This window comes from Corynebacterium rouxii (genome assembly GCF_902702935.1).
Classification (GTDB): domain Bacteria; phylum Actinomycetota; class Actinomycetes; order Mycobacteriales; family Mycobacteriaceae; genus Corynebacterium; species Corynebacterium rouxii.
Genome location: NZ_LR738855.1, coordinates 306,914 through 333,300, shown reverse-complemented (window position 1 = coordinate 333,300; position 26,387 = coordinate 306,914). Strand labels below are relative to the sequence as shown.

Annotated in this window: 21 protein-coding genes, 1 tRNA gene and 1 pseudogene; 13 read left to right on the top strand and 10 right to left on the bottom strand. The window is 53.3% G+C overall.

Annotated elements, in window-relative coordinates; all coding sequences use genetic code 11:
• Window positions 1-156: 156 nt before the first annotated feature.
• Window positions 157-1,337, bottom strand: a pseudogene (locus CIP100161_RS01770) (IS30 family transposase).
• A gap of 731 nt (window positions 1,338-2,068) precedes the next feature.
• Here CIP100161_RS01770 and CIP100161_RS01765 point away from each other — a divergent pair.
• On the top strand, window positions 2,069-2,488 hold the full coding sequence (locus CIP100161_RS01765) for a hypothetical protein (RefSeq protein ID WP_155871438.1): 420 nt from the start codon (window positions 2,069-2,071) through the stop codon (window positions 2,486-2,488).
• A gap of 216 nt (window positions 2,489-2,704) precedes the next feature.
• Here CIP100161_RS01765 and CIP100161_RS01760 read toward each other — a convergent pair whose 3' ends face one another.
• On the bottom strand, window positions 2,705-2,908 hold the full coding sequence (locus CIP100161_RS01760; protein WP_014307895.1) for a hypothetical protein: 204 nt from the start codon (window positions 2,906-2,908) through the stop codon (window positions 2,705-2,707).
• Between the two features lie 128 nt (window positions 2,909-3,036).
• Window positions 3,037-3,351 carry a hypothetical protein gene (locus CIP100161_RS01755; RefSeq protein WP_232053046.1) on the bottom strand — a complete coding sequence of 105 codons (315 nt, stop codon included), beginning with the start codon at window positions 3,349-3,351 and terminating at the stop codon, window positions 3,037-3,039.
• A 289-nt stretch (window positions 3,352-3,640) separates the two neighbouring features.
• On the opposite strand from CIP100161_RS01755, the gene rhuM (CIP100161_RS12330) reads away from it, so the two are divergent.
• The 3 genes from rhuM (CIP100161_RS12330) (at window position 3,641) to CIP100161_RS01735 (ending at window position 5,575) form a co-directional block, all read left to right on the top strand.
• Complete coding sequence (gene rhuM / locus CIP100161_RS12330) at window positions 3,641-3,886, top strand: RhuM family protein (protein ID WP_155871436.1); 246 nt, start codon at window positions 3,641-3,643, stop codon at window positions 3,884-3,886.
• Window positions 3,810-4,346 (top strand): RhuM family protein, encoded by a 537-nt coding sequence (gene rhuM / locus CIP100161_RS01745; RefSeq protein ID WP_232034541.1) that lies wholly within the window; start codon window positions 3,810-3,812, stop codon window positions 4,344-4,346. Before rhuM (CIP100161_RS12330) ends, rhuM (CIP100161_RS01745) begins: the two co-directional genes overlap by 77 nt.
• Window positions 4,347-4,966: 620 nt before the next feature.
• Window positions 4,967-5,575: a tyrosine-type recombinase/integrase gene (locus tag CIP100161_RS01735; protein ID WP_155871434.1), complete on the top strand. Its 609-nt coding sequence runs from the start codon at window positions 4,967-4,969 to the stop codon at window positions 5,573-5,575.
• Window positions 5,576-5,821: 246 nt separating this feature from the next.
• Here the strand turns inward: CIP100161_RS01735 and CIP100161_RS12005 are convergent, their stop codons facing one another.
• From CIP100161_RS12005 to CIP100161_RS01715, 4 genes are all read right to left on the bottom strand, one after another.
• Complete coding sequence (locus CIP100161_RS12005) at window positions 5,822-5,977, bottom strand: hypothetical protein (protein WP_232053045.1); 156 nt, start codon at window positions 5,975-5,977, stop codon at window positions 5,822-5,824.
• 39 nt (window positions 5,978-6,016) lie between these two features.
• The gene (locus tag CIP100161_RS12485; RefSeq protein WP_390884947.1) at window positions 6,017-6,184 is read right to left on the bottom strand and encodes an ImmA/IrrE family metallo-endopeptidase; all 168 of its coding nucleotides are present in this window, start codon (window positions 6,182-6,184) and stop codon (window positions 6,017-6,019) included.
• A gap of 423 nt (window positions 6,185-6,607) precedes the next feature.
• Window positions 6,608-6,680 (bottom strand) — tRNA-Thr (locus CIP100161_RS01720).
• 97 nt (window positions 6,681-6,777) lie between these two features.
• Window positions 6,778-8,043, bottom strand: a complete 1,266-nt coding sequence (locus CIP100161_RS01715) for a DNA polymerase III subunit delta' (protein ID WP_155871432.1) — start codon at window positions 8,041-8,043, stop codon at window positions 6,778-6,780.
• Between CIP100161_RS01715 and CIP100161_RS01710 the strand changes: the two genes are divergently transcribed.
• Window positions 8,042-9,568, top strand: a complete 1,527-nt coding sequence (locus CIP100161_RS01710) for an adenylate/guanylate cyclase domain-containing protein (protein WP_155871431.1) — start codon at window positions 8,042-8,044, stop codon at window positions 9,566-9,568. The genes CIP100161_RS01715 and CIP100161_RS01710 overlap by 2 nt on opposite strands.
• A 16-nt stretch (window positions 9,569-9,584) precedes the next feature.
• Here the strand turns inward: CIP100161_RS01710 and CIP100161_RS01705 are convergent, their stop codons facing one another.
• Entirely contained in the window at window positions 9,585-10,484 is a 900-nt protein-coding gene (locus CIP100161_RS01705; RefSeq protein ID WP_155871429.1) for a DUF4862 family protein, read from the bottom strand.
• Window positions 10,485-10,591: 107 nt separating this feature from the next.
• Between CIP100161_RS01705 and CIP100161_RS01700 the strand changes: the two genes are divergently transcribed.
• Window positions 10,592-12,628 carry an exo-alpha-sialidase gene (locus tag CIP100161_RS01700; RefSeq protein WP_155871427.1) on the top strand — a complete coding sequence of 679 codons (2,037 nt, stop codon included), beginning with the start codon at window positions 10,592-10,594 and terminating at the stop codon, window positions 12,626-12,628.
• 87 nt (window positions 12,629-12,715) lie between these two features.
• Complete coding sequence (locus CIP100161_RS01695) at window positions 12,716-14,692, top strand: OPT family oligopeptide transporter (RefSeq protein ID WP_155871425.1); 1,977 nt, start codon at window positions 12,716-12,718, stop codon at window positions 14,690-14,692.
• Between the two features lie 71 nt (window positions 14,693-14,763).
• Here the strand turns inward: CIP100161_RS01695 and CIP100161_RS01690 are convergent, their stop codons facing one another.
• Entirely contained in the window at window positions 14,764-15,456 is a 693-nt protein-coding gene (locus tag CIP100161_RS01690; protein ID WP_232053043.1) for an NADPH-dependent F420 reductase, read from the bottom strand.
• A gap of 282 nt (window positions 15,457-15,738) precedes the next feature.
• Here CIP100161_RS01690 and CIP100161_RS01685 point away from each other — a divergent pair, with 282 nt between their 5' ends.
• From CIP100161_RS01685 to CIP100161_RS01660, 6 genes are all read left to right on the top strand, one after another.
• On the top strand, window positions 15,739-17,307 hold the full coding sequence (locus CIP100161_RS01685; RefSeq protein ID WP_155871421.1) for a type I restriction-modification system subunit M: 1,569 nt from the start codon (window positions 15,739-15,741) through the stop codon (window positions 17,305-17,307).
• The gene (locus CIP100161_RS01680; protein ID WP_197737877.1) at window positions 17,300-18,337 is read left to right on the top strand and encodes a virulence RhuM family protein; all 1,038 of its coding nucleotides are present in this window, start codon (window positions 17,300-17,302) and stop codon (window positions 18,335-18,337) included. Before CIP100161_RS01685 ends, CIP100161_RS01680 begins: the two co-directional genes overlap by 8 nt.
• Window positions 18,334-18,954: a restriction endonuclease subunit S gene (locus CIP100161_RS01675; RefSeq protein WP_155871419.1), complete on the top strand. Its 621-nt coding sequence runs from the start codon at window positions 18,334-18,336 to the stop codon at window positions 18,952-18,954. The genes CIP100161_RS01680 and CIP100161_RS01675 overlap by 4 nt, the downstream gene beginning before the upstream one ends.
• Window positions 18,920-19,432 carry a restriction endonuclease subunit S gene (locus CIP100161_RS01670; protein ID WP_155871417.1) on the top strand — a complete coding sequence of 171 codons (513 nt, stop codon included), beginning with the start codon at window positions 18,920-18,922 and terminating at the stop codon, window positions 19,430-19,432. The genes CIP100161_RS01675 and CIP100161_RS01670 overlap by 35 nt, the downstream gene beginning before the upstream one ends.
• Window positions 19,429-22,560 carry a type I restriction endonuclease subunit R gene (locus CIP100161_RS01665; RefSeq protein WP_155871415.1) on the top strand — a complete coding sequence of 1,044 codons (3,132 nt, stop codon included), beginning with the start codon at window positions 19,429-19,431 and terminating at the stop codon, window positions 22,558-22,560. Before CIP100161_RS01670 ends, CIP100161_RS01665 begins: the two co-directional genes overlap by 4 nt.
• Window positions 22,561-22,743: 183 nt before the next feature.
• Window positions 22,744-23,379 (top strand): phosphatase PAP2 family protein, encoded by a 636-nt coding sequence (locus tag CIP100161_RS01660; RefSeq protein WP_232053042.1) that lies wholly within the window; start codon window positions 22,744-22,746, stop codon window positions 23,377-23,379.
• Here the strand turns inward: CIP100161_RS01660 and topA are convergent.
• Window positions 23,351-26,245 carry a type I DNA topoisomerase gene (gene topA / locus CIP100161_RS01655; RefSeq protein WP_155871413.1) on the bottom strand — a complete coding sequence of 965 codons (2,895 nt, stop codon included), beginning with the start codon at window positions 26,243-26,245 and terminating at the stop codon, window positions 23,351-23,353. The genes CIP100161_RS01660 and topA overlap by 29 nt on opposite strands.
• Window positions 26,246-26,387 lie beyond the last annotated feature (142 nt).

Here is a 26,387-nt window from a genome sequence, read left to right as displayed (position 1 = left end):
CACACCTTCTGGCGCCCCACCCAGTAGCCAGAAGCAGTACGGTGTGCCGAAGGCGTCGGCAAGCACGGAGAAATCTTCCGAGGTCGTCAGTGGTTCGATGCGGTGCACATTCTTCTCGCCGGCGGGTTCTAGGGGTGGTTGCAACGGTTGATGGTTTTAGGCAAGCAGCTTGAGGATCCGCTCGCTGGGTTTATCGTATTCTAACGTCTTGCGTGGTCGATCGTTTAACTCTTCTGCGACTGCGTCAAGATAGTCTTCTGGGTACTGGGATAGATCGGTAGCTTTTGGGAAGTACTGTCGTAGTAAACCATTGGTGTTCTCGTTTGTGCCTCGTTGCCAAGGAGAATGAGGATCGCAGAAGAAAACATCCATATCTAAGGAGTAGAGATTTTCTTGTGCAGCGCCATTTCAGACCCCTGATCCCAGGTAAGGGAGTTACGTAGTAGTTTTGGAAGTCCTTGCATCTTTTTCACGATCGCTTCTTGAACGCTGCCGGCATCATGGTGATTAGGAAGATGTAGCAAAATTGTGAACCGGGTTGTACGCTCTACCAACGTGCCAATCGCGGACTTATTGCCGGCACCGCATATCAAATCCCCTTCCCAGTGTCCTGGAATGATCCGTTCATCGACCTGTGCTGGGCGGCAAGCAATCATTGCCATGGGGTCTTTAAAACGGGGTGTGCGCTGCTGGGGTTGTTTATGCGGTTTACGCCTGCTACGCCCTGTACGCAGCATCTTTTTAACCTCTAGCTTTAACTGTCCACGGGCATGAACATACATCGCTTGGTAAATGGTTTCTACACACATATTCATTGCCGGGTTATCAGGATAGTTTTTCTTCAGCCACCCGCTAATTTGCTCCGGGCTCCAGTGTTTCTTTAACCCGTCCTCCACCAGTTGAAACAATAGCGCACTGCGGTTAATCTTGGCTGGCTTAGGTCTTTTCCTGGCTTGTATTACTTGCTGGTCAGCGTGATATGGCTAATAGTCCCCTGTTATTGGGCTACGATGTTTATTTACCTCGCGGCTGATTGTTGACGGTGCCCTGCCTAACTCTCCGGCAATCGCGCGAATACTTTTACCTGCATGAAGCCTATCAGCGATAATGATTCGTTCTTGCAGGCCTAGATAGTACGGTCCAGCATTTTCAGGGATCTCCATTTTTGCACAGTACTAGGCAACGCTAGCCTTTTCGTTACGCCCGCTCGAGCGAGTACGTCCATTACGCCATACTTTCCCGGTACGTTTGGAAACGCCCACTACTTTGGCTGCTTGCGTAAAATTCAGTCCCTGACGCAAAAGCTCTACATAATGCTCACGCCGAGCAGCACACATTTTTGAACGGGGCGGGTAAACAACACCCGCATACTCATACAGCACCGTTGAAACATCCTTTCAATCTCGGTGTTGCAACCACCACTAGAACCCAAGCCTCCAGTTACAATTCCATCCTCGACGGCATCGATGCTGAGATCGAAAAACCGCAGAGCAAAAGCCGCCGATCCATTAGAAGAGAACTACATCTAGGAGATCAAATGAATCCTGTGGAAGCAGCACTTGAATCACTCTCCAACAAAATGGGGATCACAATGATCGAGCGGCGGGCTAATGAATGAATTGCGCCTGCGATAGCTGCTGAGCTTGGTGTTCCCCCACAAATGTTGAGTATGCGGATGGATCTTTATACACGAGGGCGAATTACGGCTCAATCGTGTTTGCTTACTGAACCAGAGACAAGGACAGAAGTCATGAACAGCAACAATATTTCTATGGAACAGCACCACTCCCGAAAAGAAGTGCCTCTTTATTTGCAGGTACCTGGGGAAATTGCAGATACTGGGACAAGGCCTTTCCCAGCACACGCAAGTGACGGCAATATTTACTGATGCAAACGATTTATTAATGACCATGGGCAAGAATCAACGATCAATGAGGTCGTTGCTAGTGAGATTGGCAAACACATCGGTGCGCGTGTTCGTCAATGGGCAGTAATCCATGTTCCAGAAACGTTTGTTGGATACCGTGTCGGAGATGCTACTCGCAGGTATTCTCTAGATGGCACGCCATTGTTCGGTTCCCTTAATCTCGAAGGTGCGGTTCTTGAGACTGATCCGGCTGCTATTCATCATGTTCTCGATGACAGCAATCACAATGAGATTCCTAAGCTCATCGCACTGTGGGCGCTGTGCAATGTTCAGGAGGATCTTCAGTTTCTCTACGATACTAATAATGATTACGAGATCTGGTCTATCGATCATGGCTTTTGGTTCGATTCGCTTCCGTTCCCTTGGCAGCTAAGCCCTGTGGAGCAAATAGCTGGTCGTATTCAGGTTCCACGACTTACAGCGCGTATACCAGCAGAATCTTGGAACAAGGCTATTGCGGCAATCAGTAAACTGGATAGTTCTCTTATGAGTAGAAAAGAAAATGACCCCTACCTGCATATATACCTATATTGTTCGCTGTCTGTTCGCTTTAAGCATTGAACACCCCTGAGCCTCTTTTCTTGTCAGCTCCTTCGGCGAAATTGCGCACTTAGTCGACCGTCTCTTCTGCTACACAGAAGACAAGCTTTTCGGCGCACCAAAACAAGTAAATACCGACCCACAAATATCCAGCAATGCAAAACCCCAACCCACATATACTGTGGACTGGGGCTTAATCGCACAACCGGAGGACTCCAAACCCCCAGCCTCAGTTTGCTATAGATAATCAGCAACAAATAATACAACCGCCCCAGCAATAATGAGTCCTAATCCAAACGCTGGTAAATCAATCATATGTGCCAGATCAAGAACATGCACTACAGAACCAACTGCAATGATCCCAATCGCTGATTCACTCTCCTTATTTTTCGTTTTTCCAAGACGACGCGCCAGCACTACCGCTACAACAATAAAAACCACTGCATCAAATGCAAAAAACCCGTGGCAAAAGATAGTGTAGACAGAAGAAAAAACACAAGGATAACGCAGACTACCGGCACCAGCCTGGAATTCCTCATCGAGAGTGAATCAATCTTTTTCATTTTGAATTATGCACACTTTTCTTGCGGAGCACGCTTCCAGCCAATGTTTATAAATTGGCTTAAATCGTAACAGGTTTGATCAGAAAGAATTGCATGTCTAGAGGCTATTTTATTCCAAGCAACCACATCGTACTCAACGGTAACTCCATTACTGGTGTTACGATATGTTTCTATAGTATATCCAGGAAATTCTTGTTCAGCTTCTTTTAAAAATCCTTCATTCAGTAATTGATCACGCCGTTCATTAGGTTCACGAGACAATTCCAACGACGACACCTGCCGTTGATCAACAGTCCCATTCGTCACCACCTCATTAGGCACTTATTCAGAAGTTACAGCATGAGCCATTCCAGATGCCCCTGCCAAGACTAAAAATGATGCAGCGCCAGCAATAAACTTCCGCATGACACATCACCCCTTCCACTAAATGAAATTCACGATCATCACGACGATTTAAACATAACATCTTTTTGAACAATGTTTAACAAATTTTCTTAAAAGTAATTTTCATGTCACCCAATTTTCCTATGGAGAACTGGACCAAACCAAATGTAAAAAACTTTTACAACAGCAAGGTCAGGATCGTTCTATCAATCACTACAACCTAAATATGATCCTCGCGGTTGGGTACCAAGTCCGAGGCGTGCGCGGGACGCAATTCCGCAAATGGGCTACAGAAGTCCTTAGCGAATACCTCACCAAAGGTTTCGCGCTAGATGATCAGCGTCCGAAGAATGATGGAGTAGATACGCACTTTGACAAGTTGTTTGAGCGGATCCGTGAGATCACGGATTTCCGAGCGTCAATTCTTCCGCAAAATCTGCGACGTCATTGCTGCTACCAGTGCCGACTATGAAGAAATCAAATCCTATAAAGAGGTCAAAAATTTCTTCGCAGGAATCCAAAACCGGCTTCACTTCGCAACCCATGGAAATACCGCTGCGGAACTTATCTGTCTGCGTGCAGACCACACAAAGCCGAACGCGGGCTTAACCAACTGGACTGGTGAACAGCCGCACAAGGGCGATATGAGTATAGCCAAGAACTTCCTCAACTACGCCGAAGATCAAGCAGAGAGGAAAAAGACTCTCCTGTTAGATGACTGGATGAAGAAGACAGACGCATGGCTTGTCTTTAATGAGCGCCATGTCCTCCATGGTTTTGGGAAGCGAAGCCATAAGCAGGCAATCGCAAAGGCGCAGGCAGAGTGGGATGCTTACCAGCTACGCTTCGATGCAGAGGTAAACACGATGGATATGAAAGCAGTTGAAGCAGAAGTCAAAGCACTCAATCGAGGTGACCACTCGATTGACTAGCCAACACAACAACACCACAATGTATATCCTCATCTCAACCTAGCGGGGTTGGTCGGAATTTCCGATAACTAAGAAACTCCCTTTCACACTCAACTTGGCAGAAGATGTGAAAGGGAGCTGAGCAGGGATTGAACTATTCGGAAATTCTAAACAGTTTATCCCCGACAAGGAAGAAGTCCACCCCATGGCATTCGTGCGCGACCTCTGGACAAAACCCAACCCCAACGCAACATCGAGAACCAAAAGAATACGCTCTGCTCGATGGGGAAAAGGCAAACGCTGGCAAGCTGTCTGGGTAAAAAAACGGCAAACACGTCACCACCTCATGCCACGCCAAAGACGAAGCTGAACTTCACATCGCACGCGCATCCGTTGGCCAAGCCGATGGCACCTAGATTACTAAAGACAAACTCGATGTCACACTCCAAGACATGTGGGATGTATGGATCGCGTCAAAACAAGGACGCACAGAAAGCACCAAAGCTGGTTACATTGCTGCGTGGAAACACATCCAACCCGTCTTCGGAAACACCGCATGTTGGAAAATTGAATGAGCAAAAATAGCAGCCTGGATCCCTACCGTCACCACCACCAAAAGCAGCAAGCATAACCAACCCCGTGTGATCGGCTCCGGCTCGCAACGCAAAATCGGAATCGTCATCAAAGCACTCCTCGACCAAGCCGAAGAACTCGACATCATTAACAAAAACAAAATCCGTTGCACCGATATCCCCCGCCAAGGAAAAGCAGAACGCCGCTACCTCACCATCCGAGGAATCGACCGCCTTTTAGCAGCTGCAATACCCATGAACGAAGTAGCACTCATGCGCAACGTTTTGTTATTCACCGGTCTTCGCCCAAGGGAAGCAAAAGGATTGAAAGTCAAAGACCTCGACCCCATGCGCGGTAGGCTGTCCATCCGTCGTGACGTCGACGATCTCGGAAACCCCGATGAAACCGGCCATGTGTGGACATCCACAAAATGGCGCAGGCAGTGGGCAACCATCTGCACTCATGCACACATATCAGGCCTGACAACCTACGAGCTACGACACACAGCAGCATCATTGGCGATTGCAGCCGGTGCTGACGTGAAAACCGTTCAACTTATGCTTGGACACGCAAGTGCTGCCACGACCCTTGACACCTACGCACACTTGTGGGAAACCGGACTAGATTGCGTGAGCGTAGGCGTGTTGAGTGTGAGTTACAGGTTATTTAGTTTTTAGATGATTGTTTTGCATGCGATGATGGTGGCGATTATTCCCATTAGGGTGAGGATGGAACACATCATGATTAGATCGTTCCAATAGCAAACCTTATATAGAGATAGGTGTTGTTCAATGCAGTTTTGAAGCGTTTGTCTGGGCTCCATTCTGCAGGAAAGTTATTGCCGCTTAGGAATTGGAAGTACGCGATTCTTGGGTGCCACCGGGTCAGTGACGTATAAAACGCGGGTGATTGGAATTTGCTATCTATGTCTTTTCGGCTTGGAGTGGCACTGGGGTGTTCGGGTTTTTCAATTGCCCTTTTGTGGCGGGGTCGATATCTTTATTTTCTTCAGCGGCTTTTGCTGGGGGCTTGTCGAAATTGCTTTCTTCCGCTGAATCCTGGGGTTTTACATCTGGCACGTTGTATCTGGGTTCTTTTTGAGGCGTTCTGCGCGTTTTTTACTGCTGGTTGTGAAACTCCGAAGTGGATTGCGGTAGCAAATTCGCCTTTTTATCTAGAATTTTTGAGTATTCGACGTCTTTTCCCAGGTGTTCGCGTTCGACTAGATGGCCTATTTCGTGGGCGAGTGTGAAGCGTTGTCGAACTTCTGGCTCATTTGAGTTGATGTATATTTTTGGGTTTTGTTCATCTTCTTTGACAACGACTCCGGAAATGGTGGGATCGAGGGGCGGAATTCGACTGAGGGTCCAAGGGTTGCAGCTAGCTGTACTAGTCCGGAGACTCCTGAGTTTCCGATTGGGAGTGATCTGAGAATTTCAACTGCGCGCATTCGTGTATCTTCATATAGCAGCATCTCGATCACTCCTCTCTGTCTGTCAATATGATAACCCGTTCATGCATGAATTAAATAGATGTTTTGGGATTGTTCCTCCATGGTTCTTATGTCATTTTTTGCAAAATCTGTTCGCTATTTGTTCGCTTTCTGTTCGCTACGGGACGCAATCACCTGCGACAACATGCAACATGCAGCAGTTGTGAAGCAAAAGGAAACCCCAGCTAGAAAGCATTATCTAGCTGGGGTTTTATTGAGCCGCCTGCGAGAATCGAACTCGCGACCTTTTCATTACGAGTGAAGCGCTCTACCGACTGAGCTAAGGCGGCACGGATAAAACGTATGGGTGCGTTATCCGGCGACAACTATACCGTATGGGTTGCCAAAATATGAAAACCGCAGAGCATGAGTGGGGTGCTACGCCGGTTAGGTGGCTCCGCAGGCAATTCGGATGCGGCCGAGCATAGCGTCGAAGGCAGCTTCGGGGCGCACGTTGTTCGGGATTTGTTCGCGGCAGATGGTGATGGCGTCGAGGCAGGCAACGAGTCCGGCTAGGGGGACGCGTTGGGCGAGTTCGGCGGATAGGCCGCTGAGGTCGGGGTGGATGAGTCCAACTGTGGCATGGGTGTGGGTCATGATGGCGTCGCGGTAGATTCCGGAGAGGTCGACGAGTGCCATGTCGAGGTGGTCACGGACGAAGCGGGTTTTGCGTTTCTTTTGTAGTGCTTCAAGGTCGCGGATGGCGGAGTCTGCTCCACGAAGGGCTTTGTGTACTCCTTTGCCGCGGGATCCCATGCCGAGGGCGTTGCGGAGTTTGTCGATTTCTTCTTCGTTTTCTTCTTTGAGCTGGGCTTCTGCTTGCTTTGTTATTTGTTTCACTAGGCTGCCGCCGGCACGGAAGGCTTGGTCGCCGTGGAAGACGAGTTCTGCAATGTTGAGCACAGCAGAGCGTCGCATTTGGGCATCTTTGTTGGTGGCTAGCCAGCGTGCACGCCCGATGTGTCCACCGGTGGTTGCTGCGGCTAGGCGTGCGGCGGATTCGGGGATGGCTCCGTCGCGGGTGAGTACTGCTACGGCTTCGTCGATGGAGGGTTGGGGGACGTAGAGGTGGCGGCTACGGGAGCGGAGTGTGGGGATGATGTCGGTGGGGTCGGTGGAGGGCGCGCAGAGGATGATCACGGTGTGCGCTGGGGGTTCTTCGACGGTTTTGAGCAGGGCGTTGGCGGATTCGGGGGTGAGGCGGTCGGCGTTGTCGAGGATGACTACTCGCCATTGTCCAACGGTGGGGCGTTTTGCGGCGGGTTCGACGACGTCGTCACGCATCATTTCGACGGGGATGGAAAGTTCGCGTGGGACGATGTGGAGGACGTCGCCGTGGGCGTCGTGAAGCACGGCGTGGCATTGTTCGCAGCGCCCACAACCGACCACGGTGGGGTCTGTGCATTCGAGGGCGGCGGCGAATGCGACAGCTGCAACAGAACGCCCTGACCCGGGTGGGCCGGTAAATAGCCATGCGTGTGTCATGGCGCTGCCAATGTCATGGTTGCGTGCGGCGCGCGCGGCAGTACGCAAGATGGGGGCGACGTGTTCGCTCACACCCATCTGCGCAAAGATGTCCGACCCAGTTATTTCCGTGCTCATTACTTCAATAGAGTATCGCTTGTAGTAGCCGACCGTTAAAGTAGTGGGCATGACCAAACTATGGCGCGCCTTCAAGTGGCTGTTTAAGACTTCGTGGCCGTTATACGCAACCACGGTATTGGGCTCCAACGTGTTGGGCGCCGTGGGGGTCATGTTGTTCCTGAAGTACTTGGTACCGCTGCCAGAGTTCGACCAGTTCACCGATGAGGCCAGCTATCTGCCTGAGCTAGGCATCGGCTATTTGATCCTAGCGGTCATTTTTGGTGGCGTGGTCACCTTTTTGCTGTTCCGTCCGGTATTGGACTGGCAGCGCCATCCGGAAACGCATGATCCAAATATGGTTCGCAATTTGGTGATGCGTATCCCGATCTACCAAGCGGCGTTATGCAGCGTGGTGTGGGCGCTGGGCATTGTGGTGTTGGCGATTGCCGCTGGGCAGACTTCGCCACGCTTGGCGTTGGCCATTGCGGTGGCTTCGACGCTCAGTGGTGCTGTAATCGTGGTGCTCACCTACTTGGAGGCGCAGCGGTTGGTGCGGCCGGTGGCGGCAACGGCGCTGGCTCGTCGTTTTGAGGATTCCACGTTGGAGCCGCCGATTACGTCGCGTCTGCGGCTCACATGGGCGTTGACCAGCGCGGTTCCGATCATTGGCATTTTATTGATGGTGATGGGCCACCACGTGGGCATGTTTACCGATAACGTCAGCGACATTATGCCTGCGGTGATCGCGTTGGCTATGGCCGCGCTGATCACTGGTTTTTTGGGTACTACCCTTTCGATCATGAGCGTGGTGGATCCGATTTTGGAGCTGCAGGGGGCGATCAATCGGGTGCGCCGCGGGGACTCGGGTGTCCAAGTGGACATTTACGACGGCTCCGAGATCGGTGTACTTCAGGCCGGCTTCAATGAGATGATGCGTGGTTTGAAGGAGCGCCAGCGTGTGCGCGATATTTTCGGCCGCTATGTGGGTGTAGAGGTTGCCCGTCGTGCTTTGGAGGAGCGCCCGCAGTTAGGCGGCGAGGATCGTGAGGTTGCCGTTGTGTTCGTTGACGTGATCGGTTCGACCACGTTCGCCGTCAACCATGACCCAGAAGAGGTTGTGGAAGAGCTCAATCGCTTCTTCGAGCATGTGGTGGAGGTTGTGCACCGCAACAAGGGCATTATTAACAAGTTCCAAGGCGATGCTGCACTGGCTGTTTTTGGTGCACCAGTCACGCTTTCCGACGCCACCGGCCACGCCCTCACCGCCGCCCGCGAGCTGCGTCAGGAGCTCATGGGCTTGCGTCTTGAGGCTGGTATTGGTGTTGCCTCTGGTCACGTGGTGGCTGGCCACATCGGTGGTCATGATCGCTTCGAGTACACGGTGATCGGTGACGCTGTGAACACTGCGGCACGCTTGACGGAGATCGCGAAGAACACCCCTGGTCGCGTGCTCACCAACTCTGCTACGTTGCAGCGCGCCAACGAGGCGGAGCAGGCTCGGTGGACGATGATGAAGTCCGTGGAGCTGCGCGGTCGTTCCCTGATGACGCAGATCGCGCGGCCTATTCGCCCAACGTTAGCGGATCGCTCCTAATCAGTTAGCAGATTAGTTAGCGAAGGTGCCGCGTGATGTGGCCCAGCATGGTCACGCGTGTTGCCACATCGGCTTCTGCGGGGGCTTGGATCTTGGCACCGTGGTACTTTTGTGCACCGCCTGCAGCACTGAGGCATTCTGTGATGCGGCCATCGTCCATGAGTGATGCTGGTTCGTCCATGTGGTGTGGCAGATGCAGGTCGGCCCATGCGGCACCGAAGGTGTTTTCCTTGTCGCCGGCACCGGAGAACATCACGCCTTCGAATACACCCTCGGCGACGAGCGCTTGGATGTGCTGTGCTGGCAGTTGGGGGTCGTAGGCTTCCATTGCGGAGCGCCCCCAGTTCACGGTGATGCCGATGCCGGTTTCTTTGGCGATGGCGATTTCTTGCTCGATGTTGAGGAAGCGCTTTTCCCCGGTCACGGCCTCGTTGTAGCGGTCGCAGTGCTCGATGATCAGGTGGGGATCATCATCGTCCATGCCCTCAAGTAGTTCGGTAAGGGAGCGGAGAAACTGGTCGCGGTTGGCGGTCACGCTTGGTGCGGAATGGATGTGGATTCCTGCGATTACGCGGTGGCCGGCTGCGTCGTCAAGCGCGCGAGCGCTGTCGATGATGGCACGGGTGAAGGCGGTGGCGGCGTTGCGTCCGTCTTCATCTGGGGAGGCGAGGCCGAAGGTGCCGCCGTCCCAGACGCGCATCATGGTGCCGGGGATCGCGGTGATGATGGAGTCGGTAAATCGTCCTGCGAGTTGGCCTGCGAGCCACGTGGGGTCGTCGTGAATGCTGTCGCGGAATGGAAGTTCGAGGCCGGTGGCTCCGAGATCGGCGTGGAGGCGATCGTAGAAGGCTTCTTGGTCGGCGCGCGTGGCGGGTAGTGCTGCGTAGGCACCGATGACCAGTGGTGTGGTGTTCATGGTTTTCCCCTTGCAAAAGTGCGGTGGCATCGTAACAATTATGAGCGTACTCCAGACATCAGACGTCTGACCCCAAAGAGTGACCAACCCCCTTTGAAAGTAACCCCATGACCACCACAACCGGCGCACTCACCATCACCTTCGCCACCACCTGCGACGGTCCACTCGCCCACATCCCCCACCACCTCGACCTCAACATCGTCCACGGACGCATCCAAGGCACCACCGCCCACCGCCGCATCGACGCCGAAGACCCCGACGGGCTTGACGACGGCCTCCCGCACCACCTATGTCTCAGCGTGGATACCACCGGCACCCACCTCTTTATCGACGGCTACGAGGCCTTTTCCACCACCCAAACCGAATGGTTCGACACCAGCGAACTCACCCTCAACCCCCACAACACCCTCACCATCATCGATCACCAGGTCCTCGACCACGCCCCCACCCCGCGCCAAGCACGCAACCTTGCACCGGCCGCTGAACCCCTCGTCTGGTTCGCCGGCAGCCACCTCAGCACCCACGACACCCAGCGCATATCGCACCTCACCCACGGCTCGCTGCGACTTCTTATGAAAACCCGCGGCACCGGCCAAGGCGGTGTCGCATTCCAAGCACACACGGCTGCCGGCGACCTCACCCTCGAAATCATCGACGGCACCCTCATATTCAGCGTGCGGTGCCACGGCGAAGACTACGTGCGTGTTGCCGCGCCGGGGCGCTGGGACGACGGCCAGATTTACGACGTCGTGATCGTATGCGGGCGCGGCGCCACCAACATCTACGTCGACGGCCAGCAACTCATCCACAGCCCAGGGGCCGCATTCTTCAACGACCTACCAGGCGAGCTCACCGTTCACATTGGTACCGCCGCCACCGGCGTTCGCCTCTTCGGCGAGGTGCAATCGGGCATGATCTACCCCCATGTGCTCAACCACCACCAAGTCCAACGCCTCGCCACCGTCGAGCCGATAGCCACCCAAGCACTATTCGACTGCCTCCTCGATGGGGCACAAAGCTACCGCATCCCCTCGCTGCTAGCCACCGACTCCGGTGTCATCATCGCCGGAGCCGACAAGCGCGTTCGCATTGCTAACGACGCCCCCAACGACATCGACTTCGTACTCCGCCGCAGCGTGGATGGCGGCCACACATGGCAACCGCTACGCACCATCCTGCAGCTCCCCGACACCGCCTGCGTCACCGACTCCGTGCTACTCCAAGACCACACCACGGGCCGCATCTTCGCCTTCCTCGACCAATTCCCCGCAGGAATCGGCCAACCCAACGCCGCCCTCGGCACCGGATTCGACGCAGAGGGCAACCGCATTGGCCACCATGCCAACGGCAGTACCTGCACCATGCCACGTGAGGTGGACCAGCTGGAGGCATCGTTTTTCGGCGACCCCCACACCACACCCGCAGGCGCCGTTTTTCAACACCCCAGCTGCCACTTATGGATGCTCACCAGCGACGACGACGGCCAGACATGGAGTATCCCACGCGATCTCACCCCAGATGTCAAAGAAGAATGGATGCGTTTTTGTGGCACCTCGCCAGGAAACGGCATCCAGCTACAACGCGGTACCCATGCGGGTCGGCTCCTCATCCCGATGTATTACACCAAAGGCGACCAGTTCTTCGCCGCCGCACTCTACAGCGACGACCACGGCGACACCTGGCATCGCGGCGAATCCCCCGAACTCGAGATGTACGAGTCCACACTGGTAGAAGCAAGCGACGGCAGCGTACTGCTATGGGCTCGCAACCAGCACCCCTCCGGTGCGGTGGCTCATGCGCGTAGCACCGACGGTGGTCATTCGTGGTCGCAGGTCACGTTCAACCCGAACGTTCCAGAGATCTTCTCCCAACCCAACGCGCTGCGTGTGACCAACCCCGATGCCATAGTGTTTGCCAACGCCTCCCAATTGTTGCCATTCCGCGGGCGCGGAATGATCCGCATGTCCACTGACGACGGCGCCTCGTGGCAGCACAATCGCGTGTTCAATCCTCGACACTACGTGTATCAATGCATGGCGCAGCTTCCCGACGGTTCCCTCGGGCTGTTATGGGAACGCGAAATGCACGGACTGTTTTTCAGTATTATTCCTATGACGTGGATCCTGCAGGGCTATGCGCATTAAAAAAGGTCACAATTTTCTTTTCGCATATTACACACATACGCTAATACAGTTCATTGCTTTTCCTCATTCTGAGAGAGGACCCTCGTCGTGTCTCAACCCGACATTCACAAACCTAAGGTGAGCTCGCCTGTTCGCGAACTCACCTTGCGCGCCATCATCATCGGTGGCCTGATCACACTGGTCTTCACCGCAGCAAACGTGTATCTGGGCCTCAAAGTAGGCATCACCTTTGCCACGTCTATCCCTGCTGCTGTGATCTCCATGGCAATCCTGCGTAAATTCGCCGGTCACACGATCCAAGAAAACAACATCGTGCAGACCATCGCTTCTGCCGCAGGAACGCTGTCCGCGATTATCTTCGTCCTGCCGGGTCTCATCATGGTCGGCTGGTGGACCGGCTTCCCATACTGGACCACCGCATTCGTCTGTGCCCTCGGTGGCATCCTCGGCGTGATGTATTCCATCCCGCTGCGTCGCGCTCTTGTCACCGGCTCCGACCTGCCTTACCCAGAAGGTGTTGCCGCAGCTGAGGTGCTCAAGGTGGGCGACGACGCCTCCCAGGTCACCGACCACGAAGAAAACAAGCGCGGCCTCGCCGTGATCATTGTGGGTGCTCTTACCTCTGCCGGCTACTCCCTCCTAGCTGCCATGAAGGCTGTCACCGCGGAAATCATCGGCACCTTCAAGCTGGGTGCTGGTGGCACAATCTTCGGTTCCAGCCTGTCACTGGCACTGATCGGTGTGGGCCACCTCGTTGGCCCTACCGTTGCAATCTCCATGATCGTTGGCCTGATTATTTCCTACGGCGTGCTGCTTCCTTACTTCTCTGCAGGTGGCATCGCAGCCGGCGGCGAACTCGCTGAAGTTGTAAGCACTACCTTCGTCCAAGAGGTTCGTTTCGTAGGCGCTGGCACCATGGCAGTTGCCGCTATCTGGACCTTGATCAAGATCATTGCCCCGATTGCAAAAGGCATCAAGGATTCTCTCGCATCCTCGCGTGCTCGTGCCGCAGGTAACGACGTTGACATCACCGAACGCGACATCCCCTTCACCGTCGTGTTGGGCACGATCTTGGCTTCCATGCTGCCTATCGGCGCACTACTCTACCTGTTCGTTCACGCCACAGAGATCTCTCACCACACCAGCACACTGATCATCTTGAGCATCGTGTTCGTCCTCGCCATCGGCCTGATCATCGCCGCAGTGTGCGGCTACATGGCCGGTTTGATTGGTGCATCCAACTCGCCAATTTCGGGCGTGGGCATCATCGTGGTGCTGGCTTCCGCACTGCTGATCAAGTTCGTCACCGGCAACGAGTCCCAGACCAACGCCCCAGCACTAGTGGCCTACACCTTGTTCACCTCCGCTGTGGTCTTCGGCATTGCCACCATTTCTAACGACAACCTCCAGGACCTCAAGACTGGTCAGTTGGTTTCCGCAACCCCTTGGAAACAGCAGGTTGCTTTGATCATCGGTGTGCTGTTCGGTTCCATCATCATCCCTCCTGTGCTGCAGCTCATGCTGACCGGCTTCGGCTTTGTCGGCGCCCCAGGCGCTGGCGAAAACGCACTAGCTGCCCCACAGGCCGCACTGCTGTCCTCTGTTGCCAACGGCATCTTTGGTAACTCCCTCGACTGGAGCCGTATCGGCTTGGGCGCCATCATCGGTGTCTGCGTGATCATCTTGGATGAGGTCCTGCGCCGCACCAAGGGCTGGTCACTGCCACCACTGTCCGTGGGCATGGGCATCTACCTGCCAATCGCACTGACGCTGATCATCCCAATCGGCGCATTCATCGGCCTATCCTACGACAAATGGGCAGCACGTCAGGCTAACCCAGAGGCCTCCAAGCGCATGGGTATCCTGCTTGCTACCGGTGCCATTGTTGGTGAGTCCCTCTTCGGTGTCCTTAACGCCGCTATTGTTGGCGGATCCGGCAAGGACGAACCACTAGCACTGTTCGATTTCGGTGCTGCCACCCAGTGGATCGGCCTCGTTGTCTTCGCGGTCATGGTCACTGTTTTGTACAAGTGGCTGCGCACGAAGTCCACTGAATCTGCCTAAACATCGCAGCTAACACAAGGGAGATCCGCCTCGTTGATTTGAGGCGGATCTCCTTTTTTGTGTTTCACTCCCTACCGCGAAGCCGCGTCTAGCGCGTCTTTGATTTCTTGTTCAGTAGCAAGATGTCCTGGGCCCATATCAAAGATAGAGGTGGGCTTTACACCTTGGGGAATGTATGGCCTGCCGTAGGCGGGTTGGCCATTATCAAAGCGCCAGCCCTGCGCTAGCGGACCGGCGTCGATTGTTCCGTAGCCGATAGCGTTGAGGAATTCCCTAACTTCCGCCTTGGCACTGTCGTCGTCGCCGGCGATCACCAGCGAGGTGCGAACGTCGGCATGCTCCGGGCCCGCAAGCTCGCCCAAGTGGCGGAAATTAATGTTGTTAAATGCCTTCACTACCTTCGCCTCTGGCACCCGATCCTGCAGAATCTGCGAGGTTGTGATTTCCCTACTGTCGAGCTGCTCAATGAATCCATCGCGTTGCTCGTAGTAGTTGCTTGTCTCAATGACAACCTTGCCACGCAGCGGCTCGGTAGGAATCTCATGGAGCGAGTTCAGTGGAATGGTCACCACCACAATATCCCCAGCTTGGGCCGCTTCTTCTACGGTGGCGGCCCGCGCATTCGGCCCCAGTGCTTGAGTCAGCGGCAACAGCGTGCGGGGTTCACGCGAATTACTCATCACTACGCTGTATCCCGCGTCTATTGCTAGACGGGCAACTGTAGCACCGATCAAACCAGATCCGATGAAACCGATTGTCTTCATAGCAGTCCTCCTTAGTTGAATGCGTATTGAGTAGGTGGTCCACACTAGTATCCGGCGAGCCATCTGGCACCTCCTCTGTCGCTTCTTCGAATTCAAGACTTCGAAAATCCAAGGTCGCCAAAACCCGCCGCACCGCTCGTCCTTGGGTTTTTGTGTTCTTGAGTTCGAGGTCGTGGGATCGTAGCCCAAAAATCCCACCCTGCTTCTACTGAAAACATTTGAATGTAAACCGCAGTTGCTACTCTAAGAAGATCTCTATAAAACGACGGTGCGAGGATACTCATGCGGGAACAAGAACGGGCTCAGCTGCATAAAACTATTTGGCAGATTGCTAACGACCTGCGAGGCAGCGTGGACGGGTGGGACTTTAAAACATATGTATTAGGCATTATGTTTTATCGTTTTATTTCGGAGAATTTGACAGAATATATTAACGCACCTGAGCAGGATTCTGGGAATACTGATTTTGATTATGCCCAGATAGACGATGCTACTGCTGAGTCCATCAGGGAAGTAATTGTGCAGGAAAAAGGATATTTCATCCTTCCTTCTCAGTTGTTTCAGAATGTTTGCGCCCGCGCCCAAGAGAATTTCGATGATCTTAATGAGACTCTCGAGGCCGTGTTTCATCACATTGAAGGCTCAGCTGTTGGCTCTGAGAGTGAAAGTGACCTCAAGGGGCTTTTCGACGATCTCAATGTTAATAGCACGAAACTCGGCAACACAGTGCTGGAGCGCAACAAGAAATTAGCTAAGCTCCTCGATGCGATCGGCGCTATGCCTCTTGGCCGGTTTGAGGATAATTCCATTGATTTATTCGGTGATGCCTACGAGTATTTGATGGGTATGTATGCCTCACAGGCTGGTAAATCTGGCGGCGAGTATTACACCCCGCAAGAGGTATCTGAGCTTCTCACTCGGATCACGGTTGTGGGCAAGACCAGTGTGAATAAGGTATACGATCCTGCAGTTGGTTCTGGTTCTTTATTGTTAAAGTTTCGGAAGGTGTTGGGTGAAAACGGCGTGCGTCAAGGATATTTTGGCCAAGAGATCAACCTGACCACTTATAACTTGGCTCGCATTAACATGTTTTTGCACAATGTGAATTTTGAAAAGTTCGATATTGCTTTGGGTAATACGTTAACGGAGCCTGCTCATTGGAATGATGAGCCATTTGAGGCGATTGTATCTAACCCGCCGTATTCCATTAAGTGGGAAGGCGACTCAAATCCGCTGCTTATTAATGATCCCCGTTATGCCCCAGCTGGTGTTTTAGCGCCTAAGTCCAAGGCTGATTTGGCGTTTACTATGCATATTCTTTCTTGGCTTGACACCAATGGCACTGCGGCGATTGTTGAGTTTCCTGGTGTGCTTTACCGTGGTGGCGCGGAGAAGAAAATTCGTAAGTATTTGGTGGATAACAACTTTGTGGATACTGTGATCCAGTTGCCTCCGGATCTTTTCTTTGGCACCACTATTGCTACTTGCATCATTGTGTTGAAGAAGTCGAAGAAGGATAATTCGGTTCTTTTCATTGATGCTTCTGCTGAGTTTGAGCGCAGTGGCAATAAGAATCGACTGGCTGAGCAGCATCAGAAGAAGGTTCTGGATGCGTTCACTGCCCGTGAGGATGTGGAGTATTTCGCGCGGCTAGTATCTGCCGAAGAGATTGCGGAGAATGATTACAACATTGCGGTGTCTTCTTATGTTGAGCCGGAGGACACTCGTGAGGTTGTGGATATTGTCGAGTTGAATAAGCAGATTGCGGGCATTGTGGAGCGTCAGAGTCAGTTGCGCTCGGCAATTGAGGAGATTGTTGCGGATTTAGAGGGGGAACGTATCGATGCCTGATATGGGGGGCACACCTGCGGGCGAGTTGGTGATGTTTAGAACTGACGACGGTTCTACGCGTATCCAAGTTCGGCTTATCGACGAAACCGTCTGGCTGACCCAAGCGCAGATGGTGGAGTTGTTTCAGTCTTCGAAGCAGAACATTTCTGACCATATACTCAATGTGTTTAAAGAGGGCGAATTAGAACGCTCTGAGGCAACTGTCCGGAAATTCCGGACAGTTCAACGTGAAGGCTCACGCGAGGTTTCACGCGAACGCGAACACTATAACCTCGATGTGATTATTTCGGTGGGCTACCGAGTGAAATCTCTTCGCGGCACGCAGTTTCGACAGTGGGCATTGGGAGTACTGCGCGAGTATCTGATCAAAGGTTTCGCCATGGACGATGTGCGTCTCAAAGAAGCGGGCGGCGGCACTTACTGGCGAGAGTTGCTGGAGCGTATCCGTGATATTCGCTCCAGTGAGAAAGTGATCCACCGGCAAGTATTGGATCTATATGCCACCAGTGAGGATTATGACCCCAGATCCCCTATAAGCAAGACATTTTTTGCCACCGTGCAGAACAAACTGCACTTTGGCGCGCATGGGCACACTGCTGCTGAAGTTGTTTATGAGCGAGTAGATGCCACAAAACCAAACATGGGGCTAACCAATTGGAAAGGCGAACGAATCACCAAAGCTGAGGCAGAGATTGCTAAAAACTACCTCGCTGAGGACGAACTCAAACGCCTCAATACCTTAGTTTCTGCGTACTTTGATGCAGCTGAATTCCGCGCTCAAATGCATCAACCTACCTACATGTCTGATTGGATGGATCATCTCACCACAATGATTACCGCCATGGGAGGACAGCCTCTCACCGGCGCAGGTTCTGTGTCTCACCAACAAGCGGTAAACAAAGTCGACGAGGAATACCAGAAGTTCCGCGCACTCCAAGACCAAAAACTAAGTCCCGTAGAACGGGATTACTTAAAAGAAATCACCGCAGTACAAAAGCAGATTCAGCAAGCACCGAAGGACCCCAAATGAACAAAATCGAAAAACTCATCGCGGAACTCTGCCCGAACGGGGTAAATTATCTGCCGCTCGAAGACTTTCTCACAATTAGAAATGGCAAAGACCATAAGCACCTGGAAGATGGGAAAATTCCTGTCTACGGCAGCGGAGGAATCATGCGCCATGCAAATCAGGCAGCTGCTTCGGGCCCGTCAGTTCTCATTCCACGAAAGGGCTCCCTAGGCAATCTATTCTACGTTGAAGAACCTTTTTGGGTAGTAGACACTATTTTCAGAACAGAGATTAATGAAGATATAGCGCTGCCTAAATTTGTGTTTTACGAACTTCAAACTCTTGGCTTGGGCGAAATGAATCAAGCCGGTGGAGTGCCAAGTCAAACTCAAAGCAAGCTAAAAAAACTGAGGATTCCTATCCCACCTCTACCCATACAACAAGAAATCGTCAATATCCTAGACAAATTTCAAGCGCTGGAAGCGGAGCTGGAAGCGGAGCTGGAAGCCCGCAAGAAGCAATACGAGTTTTATCGTGATCAGCTACTGACGTTCGCCGAGAGAGAGAGAGAGAGTTCGGTGGTCACCGTTAGGGAAAGTCTTCATGCTACGGGCAGGCAAAGCAATTCGAAGAAGTGAAATTTCGCCATCCCGCACCTCCGTTTACCATTTTCCTGCATTCGGAGGAAATGGAATTCGCGGATTTGTTAAAGAGTCCTCGAATCCAGGAAAAACCGTGCTAATTGGTAGACAAGGAGCCCTTTGCGGAAATGTAAATTGGGCTTCTGAGGAATTCTATGCGACAGAACACGCAATCGTTGCCACTCCATCTGATGAAGTAAATGTACGCTGGGCATTTCACATGCTTAAGAAAATGGATTTGCATCAATTCGCTACGAAATCTGCCCAACCAGGTTTATCTGTAAATCGGCTGAATTCCGTCCCAATCCCCATCCCACCCCTCGAGGAGCAGCAGCGCATCGTTAACATCCTGGATAAGTTCGATGCGCTCGTTAATGATCTCACATCCGGTCTACCTGCAGAGATCGAGGCACGTCGGAAACAGTACGAATACTATCGGGATCAATTACTGACGTTTAAGGAGTTGTCAGCGTGAACCAAGAGGGCGTCGAAAAGCGGCGTGTGACCACATACGATCCTATTGCTATCAGCGACCACGGCACTGTTGTCACCGAATATGTCGCAGAAGGTCCTACTGCTGAGGACTATCAAAGCGAAGCGCAACTCGAGAACGAGCTCATTCGACTTCTGCAAAGCCAAGCCTACGAGTATCTGACCATCCACAATGAGCAGGATCTTGTTGCTAACCTCCGCACCCAGTTAGAAGCCCTCAACAACATCACCTTCAGTGATGCCGAATGGCGGCGCTTCTATCAAACGTGTATCACCAGCAAAAACGACACCCTAGCGGACAAAACTCGTCGTATTCATGAAGACCACATTCAGGTTCTTACCCGCGACGACGGCACAAGCAAAAATATCCGTCTACTGGATAAAAACAACGTTCATAACAACCACCTACAAGTAATCAATCAATACGAGGTAGCAAAAGGCGAAGGCGGCGCTAAACAAGCTAACCGCTACGACGTCACTATCTTGGTCAACGGCCTACCCATGGTGCACATCGAGCTCAAACGCCGCGGTGTGGACATCCGCGAAGCCTTCAACCAGATCAACCGCTACCAACGTGAATCGTTCTGGTCTGGTAGCGGACTCTTCCACTACGTTCAGCTTTTCATCATCAGTAACGGCACACTCACCAAGTACTATTCCAACACCACTCGCCAACTGCACATCAAAGAAACTAATGGTGAGGCCCGTCCAGCACGCGGTGCTAAAAGCTTCGAATTCACCTCATGGTGGGCAGACGCAAACAACCAACCTATCCGCGACCTCATCGCCTTTGCTAAGACATTCTTGTCTAAACGCTCACTGCTCAACATTCTTACCAAATACTGCGTATTCACCGTTGACAGCACCCTGATGGTCATGCGCCCCTATCAGATAGTTGCAGCCGAAAAAATCCTGCAACGCATCGAAATTTCCACCAACTACCCTAAACGATTAGGAACTACGGAAGCCGGAGGATACATCTGGCACACCACCGGATCAGGAAAAACGCTCACGTCTTTCAAAACCGCGCAACTTGCCGCCGGCATGGACGAGGTCGCCAAAGTGCTCTTCGTTGTTGACCGCAAGGACTTGGATTACCAAACCATGCGCGAATACGACCGCTTTCAAAAAGGCGCAGCGAACTCCAACACTTCCACCAATGTGCTCAAACGCCAGCTCAGCGACTCCAAATCCACCATCATCATCACCACGATTCAAAAGCTGTCCAACTTTATTGCTGGAAACAAACAGCACAAGGTGTACAACGAACGCATCGTGATCATTTTCGATGAGTGCCACCGCTCGCAATTCGGAGAAATGCACACCGCCATTACCAAAGCCTTTAAAAAGTACAACCTCTTCGGTTTTACTGGCACACCTATCTTCGCAGGGAATTCCAGCAGCAACAGCAAACAACTCACGGCTACAACCGAGCAAGTATTCGGCGAAAAACTTCACACCTACACCATCGTGGATGCCATCACAGATAAAAACGTGCTGCCATTTCGAATCGACTACGTCAATACCCTTGGTATCGGCGATGTGAATGATAAACAAGTTACCGGTATCGACACCGAAGAAGCACTCATGGATGACAACCGAATGGAATCCATTGCGTGCTACACTTTAGAGCACTTTAACCAAAAAACACGCCGAGATAATAGCTACCAGCACTCCATAATTCTCAACATCCCCGAGATCGCTGCTGCTCGTCATCGTGGCAGCATAAAAGAGAACACAGCTCACGCTCGAACTCGTGGCTTTAATGCCATTTTTGCGGCCTCTTCCATCGAAGCGGCTTGGAAATACTATGGGCTGTTTAAAAAAGTCCAAGAAAAACTCACACCAGCTCAGCGACTTAAGATTGCCATGATTTACTCATTCGCCCCGAATGAGCAGACGAATGACGATGGAATCCTAGGCGAAGAAGGCTTTGAAACAAACGCACTTCCCATGGATGCTCGTAGCCATCTTGAAGAAGCCATCGCCGACTACAACGCCTACTTTGGCACTAGCTACGATACGTCCTCGGATAAATTCCAGAACTACTACAAAGACCTCTCATTAAGAATGAAGAACCGAGAAGTCGATATAGTCATCGTTGTCAATATGTTCCTCACAGGCTTTGATGCCACCACGCTCAACACTCTCTTTGTTGATAAAAACCTCAAATCACATGGATTGATCCAAGCGTATTCCCGCACCAATCGCATCCTGAACTCGGTAAAGACCTACGGCAACATTGTGTGCTTCCGCAATTTGGAGGAAGCCACCAACGACGCCATTGCACTATTTGGAAACAAAGATGCCCGCGGAGTAGTCCTGCTCAAACCCTATGCTGAATACTTAAGCACGTACTCCCATGATGTTACCGAGCTGCTAGATCACTACCCACTAGACCAACCAATTATTGGCGAAACCGCCCAAAAGCGTTTCATTAAACTATTCGGAAAGATTCTTCGAATACAAAACATTCTTACGTCCTTCGACCAGTTTTCTGATGATGCGTTACTCACGCAACGCCAAGAACAGGACTATCGCAGTATCTACCTAGACCTTTACGCCGATTTCAAACAAACCCGAAACAGTGACAAAGAAAAAATTAACAACGATCTAGTCTTCGAAATTGAACTGATTAAACAGGTCGAAATCAATGTGGACTATATCTTGTTGCTAGTGCGAAAATATCAAGAATCCCATGGCAATGGCGACGACAAGGAAATTCGCACAGAAATCGCACGAGCCGTTGATTCAAGCCCGTCGCTCCGCAACAAACGCGACCTCATCGAGCAGTTCGTTGCCACCATCAACGCAGACAGCGATGTCGAGGAAGAATGGCAACGTTTTATCCGTTCCGCTATGGATACCGAGCTCAACGCCATCATCGCCCAAGAAAAACTGAAGCCGGCGCCAACCCATGAATTCATGGAGGAAGCATTCCGCAATGGAACGCTCAACGGAACTGGCACCGCAATCACGACTATTTTCCCACCCGTGTCTCGATTCAACCCCCTTGGCGACGGATACGTGGAGAAAAAAGCACGTGTACTGATCACGCTAGGAGACTTTTTCAACCGCTTCCGAGGCCTTATTCAAACCACTCCGCTTTGATCCCCCGCCCCTGAATTTCGCCTCCTCGAGCTCAAGACTTCGAAAACCCATGGTCGCCCAAAACCCGCCGCACCGCTCGTCCTTGGGTTTTTGTGTTCTTGAGTTCGAGGTCGCGGGATCGTGGACCCAAAAATCCCACCCCGATTACTAGCACCGAATCCCACTAGAGCACAATGGGTTCCCATGAATCGATTGACTGCAGCTTGTGGCTTAGCGTTTGTCCTTATCCTCGGCGTGGCGGTGAGTGGTTTTACTTACGACGCCCACATCACCGCAGCTTTCAACGCTCACAAGGAAGGTGCGGTGGGCTCGGTGGTGGGGTTCCTCTATGCGGGGCTCCAGCCGCGTTTTTCATTGTTCACCACTATGTTTATTGCAGCGTTGGTTGCCGCAGTGCGTCGTAACGCGTGGCTGGGTGTGTGCTATGCGTTGACGGTGGCACTGACTTGGGTGCCGGTGGTTGTGATGAAGGTGCTGTTCCATCGCCCGCGGCCGGATCATGCGTTGCTGCGTTTCCCGCCGGAGGCCACGCCTGCTGATTGGTCGTATCCCAGTGGGCATACGGCGTTTGTGACTGCTTCGGTGATCACGTTGTATCTTATTGCGAAAACGGCACAACACCAGCTGTGGCGTAGTGTTGCCGCTGCTGGTGTTGTCCTTGGGATCGTTGCCGTTGCAGCCGTGGTGATGACCCAGGGCGTGCATTACCCCACTGATGTTCTGGGTTCAGTGGTGTGGGCGGGGTGTGTTACTCCACTGTTGTGGGGTGTGTTTAGCCGCCGAATGCTCGTTATTTCTTCTTGCGAGCACCCGCTTTGACCACGCGCTTGGTGGTCTTCTTCGAGGCCTTTTTCGTCGCTTTCTTCGATGAGCCACCGTCGGCAGCTTCTTTGGCGCGGCGCTCGGAGAGGAGCTCATTGGCGCGTGCTTCGGTGAGCTGCGTGGGGTCGTCGCCACGGCGTAGCGACGCATTGGTGGTGCCGTCGGTGACGTAGGGGCCGAAGCGGCCGTCGCGAACCGACATGGGCTTGCCGGAGACGTCGTTGTCGCCGAGTTGTTTGATCACCGACTGTGAGGTTGTTCCACGACCGCGGCGCTTTGGCTCCGCGTAGATGCGGCGTGCCTCGTCGAGGGTGATGCTAAAGATCTGGTCCTCGCTCGCAAGGGAACGCGAGTCGCTGCCCTTCTTCAGGTATGGGCCGTAGCGACCATTCTGGGCGGTGATCACTCCGTTGTCGCTGGGGTCAACGCCAACTTCGCGTGGCAGGGACAGCAGCTGGAGTGCTTCTTCAAGGGTGACGGAGGATGGCTCCATTGTCTTGAACAACGAGGCGGTACCTGGTTTAAGGGTTTCCTCGATGATCTGCGCAATGCGTTTTTCTTTTTGCGCCGCTGCAGTCTTGGTGCCCCAGTTCTTTGCGCGCTTGCCCTCGGCTGCACGCTGGAGATCTTCTGCCTCGCGTTCGGCGGCGACGATCTCTTCGGCCTTGGCTTCTACTTCGGTGCGTTCGTCGTCGTTGACTAGCTCGGTGACGTAGGGACCAAAGCGGCCTTCCTTAGCCACGATCATACGGTTGTTCTTCGGGTTGCGTCCAAGCTCACGGCCGGACTGTGGGGTGGCAAAGAGCTTTTCCGCCAGTTCGAGGGTGAGCTCATCTGGGGTGGTGGAATCCGAGAGGTTAGCGCGCTGATATTCCGGCTCGCCGTCTTCACTGACGCCGACCTGGCGTTCGAGGTAAGGGCCGTAGCGGCCAACACGTACGTTGACGTCGCGACCTTCTTGGTCTTTAAACAGTGGCAGCGAGTTAACGAGGCGTGCGTCGATTTGTTCGAGGTTATCGCCGACGAGTGCCTTCAGACCACCGTGGCGGGCAATTGACTCTGCTTTGGCGTCGGAGGCTTCAGCGTCGCCGAAGTAGAAGCCGGTGAGCCAGTGGGCACCGTTTTCGTGGCCGGCTGCGATTTCATCGAGTTCATCTTCCATGGAGGAGGTGAAGTCGTAGTCGACGAGGGCTGCAAAGCTCTTTTCCAGCAGGCCGATCACGGCGAATGCTACCCAGCTAGGTACGAGGGCGTTGCCTCGGGAGTACACATAGCCGCGGTCTTGGATGGTCTTGATGATCGACGCATACGTTGAGGGGCGGCCAATGCCGAGATCTTCCATCTTCTTAACCAAGCTTGCTTCGGTGTAGCGCGCTGGCGGGTTGGTGGAGTGCCCGTCGGCTTCAAGGTTCTTGGTTTCTACGCCGTCGCCTTCAGCCAGGCGCGGCAGATGGCGCTCGGCGTTGTCGGCGACGTTGCGGCCGTCGGCAAGCGTGCTGACTTCCACGTAGGCACGCAAGAAACCTGGGAAGGTGATGGTGCGGCCCGTTGCGGAGAATTCGGCGTTGTTACCAGTGATGGTCACCTTCATGGAGGTGCCCTTCGCGTCGGCCATCTGGGAGGCCACGGTGCGCTGCCAGATCAGCTCGTAGAGCTTGAACTCCTCCGCGTCCAGCTGGCCGTGGAGATCGCCTGGGGTGGCGAATCGCTCACCTGCAGGACGGATCGCCTCGTGTGCTTCTTGGGAGTTTTTCACCTTGCGGTCGTAACGCCGTGGCGCGTCTGCCACATAGTCGGCACCGTACAGGGAAATTGCCTGTTCACGGGCGGCTTTGAGGCCTTGTTCCGACAAGGTGGTGGAGTCGGTACGCATGTAGGTGATGTGACCGTTTTCGTATAGGCGCTGCGCGATACGCATGGTGCGTTCGGAGGTGTAGTGCAGCTTGCGGCCGGCCTCTTGCTGCAGGGTTGAGGTCATAAATGGCGCGTAGGGGCGGCGCGTATAAGGCTTTTCTTCTACCTTGGTCACGCTCATCGCAACACCGGTTAGCTCCTCGACGAGGGCCTCAGCGCGCTGCTTGTCGACGACCACCGCGTCGCCTTTGAGCTCGCCACGGTCGTTGAAGTCACGGCCGGTAGCCACACGCTTGCCGTCCAAAGCCGTCAAACGGCCCGTAAAGGAGGTTGGGTTGCTATCTTGTGCAGGCTTGCCGGTATCGAACTCCGCCTCCACGTCCCAGTAATCAGCGGAGATAAACGCCATGCGCTCACGCTCGCGCTCCACGATCACGCGAGTGGCCACCGACTGCACGCGCCCGGCGGACAGGCGCGGCATGACCTTCTTCCACAGCACTGGGGAAACTTCGTAGCCGTAGAGACGGTCGAGGATACGACGCGTTTCTTGGGCATCGACGAGGTTCTCGTCTAGCTCGCGGGTGTTTTCCGCAGCTGCAAGAATCGCAGGCTTTGTGATCTCGTTAAACACCATGCGCTTGACCGGCACCTTTGGCTTGAGCACTTCAAGCAGGTGCCAGGCGATGGCCTCACCCTCGCGGTCGGGGTCTGTGGCTAGGAAGAGCTCGTCGACAAGTTTGAGCTTGGCTTTAAGATCGGCCACCTTCTTCTTTTTATCTGGGCTGACCACGTACAACGGCTCGAAGCCCTTATCTGTGTTCACGCCCAAACGTGCCCATGGCTCCTTTTTATACTTAGCGGGAACGTCCGCGGCACCCCGCGGAAGGTCACGGATATGACCGACCGATGCCTCGACGATGTAATCATCGCCAAGATACGGTGCGATCTTCTTGGCCTTCGTCGCAGACTCGACGATGACCAGACGCTTGTTCCCAGTCTTAGCAGCCATAAAAGAAGAAACCCTCAATTCACTAAAAAACGCATAAGGCAGTTGGCTCCTTATAGTACGGGTCTACTACGCACATTTGTCCAACTCGGGTACTCAAGTGGGGTGGTTCGAGACGAAAAACTCACCACCGCCACCAATCCCC

Bases quoted from the DNA above. Each gene is read 5' to 3' on its own strand.
- CIP100161_RS01680 (WP_197737877.1), top strand. From the start codon at position 17,300: ATGCCTGATATGGGGGGCACACCTGCGGGCGAGTTGGTGATGTTTAGA.
- CIP100161_RS01705 (WP_155871429.1), bottom strand. From the start codon at position 10,484: ATGAACACCACACCACTGGTCATCGGTGCCTACGCAGCACTACCCGCC.
- CIP100161_RS01700 (WP_155871427.1), top strand. From the start codon at position 10,592: ATGACCACCACAACCGGCGCACTCACCATCACCTTCGCCACCACCTGC.
- CIP100161_RS01675 (WP_155871419.1), top strand. From the start codon at position 18,334: ATGAACAAAATCGAAAAACTCATCGCGGAACTCTGCCCGAACGGGGTA.
- rhuM (WP_155871436.1), top strand. From the start codon at position 3,641: ATGATCCTCGCGGTTGGGTACCAAGTCCGAGGCGTGCGCGGGACGCAA.
- CIP100161_RS01685 (WP_155871421.1), top strand. From the start codon at position 15,739: ATGCGGGAACAAGAACGGGCTCAGCTGCATAAAACTATTTGGCAGATT.
- CIP100161_RS01670 (WP_155871417.1), top strand. From the start codon at position 18,920: ATGCTACGGGCAGGCAAAGCAATTCGAAGAAGTGAAATTTCGCCATCC.
- CIP100161_RS01710 (WP_155871431.1), top strand. From the start codon at position 8,042: ATGACCAAACTATGGCGCGCCTTCAAGTGGCTGTTTAAGACTTCGTGG.
- CIP100161_RS01715 (WP_155871432.1), bottom strand. From the start codon at position 8,043: ATGCCCACTACTTTAACGGTCGGCTACTACAAGCGATACTCTATTGAA.
- topA (WP_155871413.1), bottom strand. From the start codon at position 26,245: ATGGCTGCTAAGACTGGGAACAAGCGTCTGGTCATCGTCGAGTCTGCG.
- CIP100161_RS01690 (WP_232053043.1), bottom strand. From the start codon at position 15,456: ATGAAGACAATCGGTTTCATCGGATCTGGTTTGATCGGTGCTACAGTT.
- CIP100161_RS01660 (WP_232053042.1), top strand. From the start codon at position 22,744: ATGAATCGATTGACTGCAGCTTGTGGCTTAGCGTTTGTCCTTATCCTC.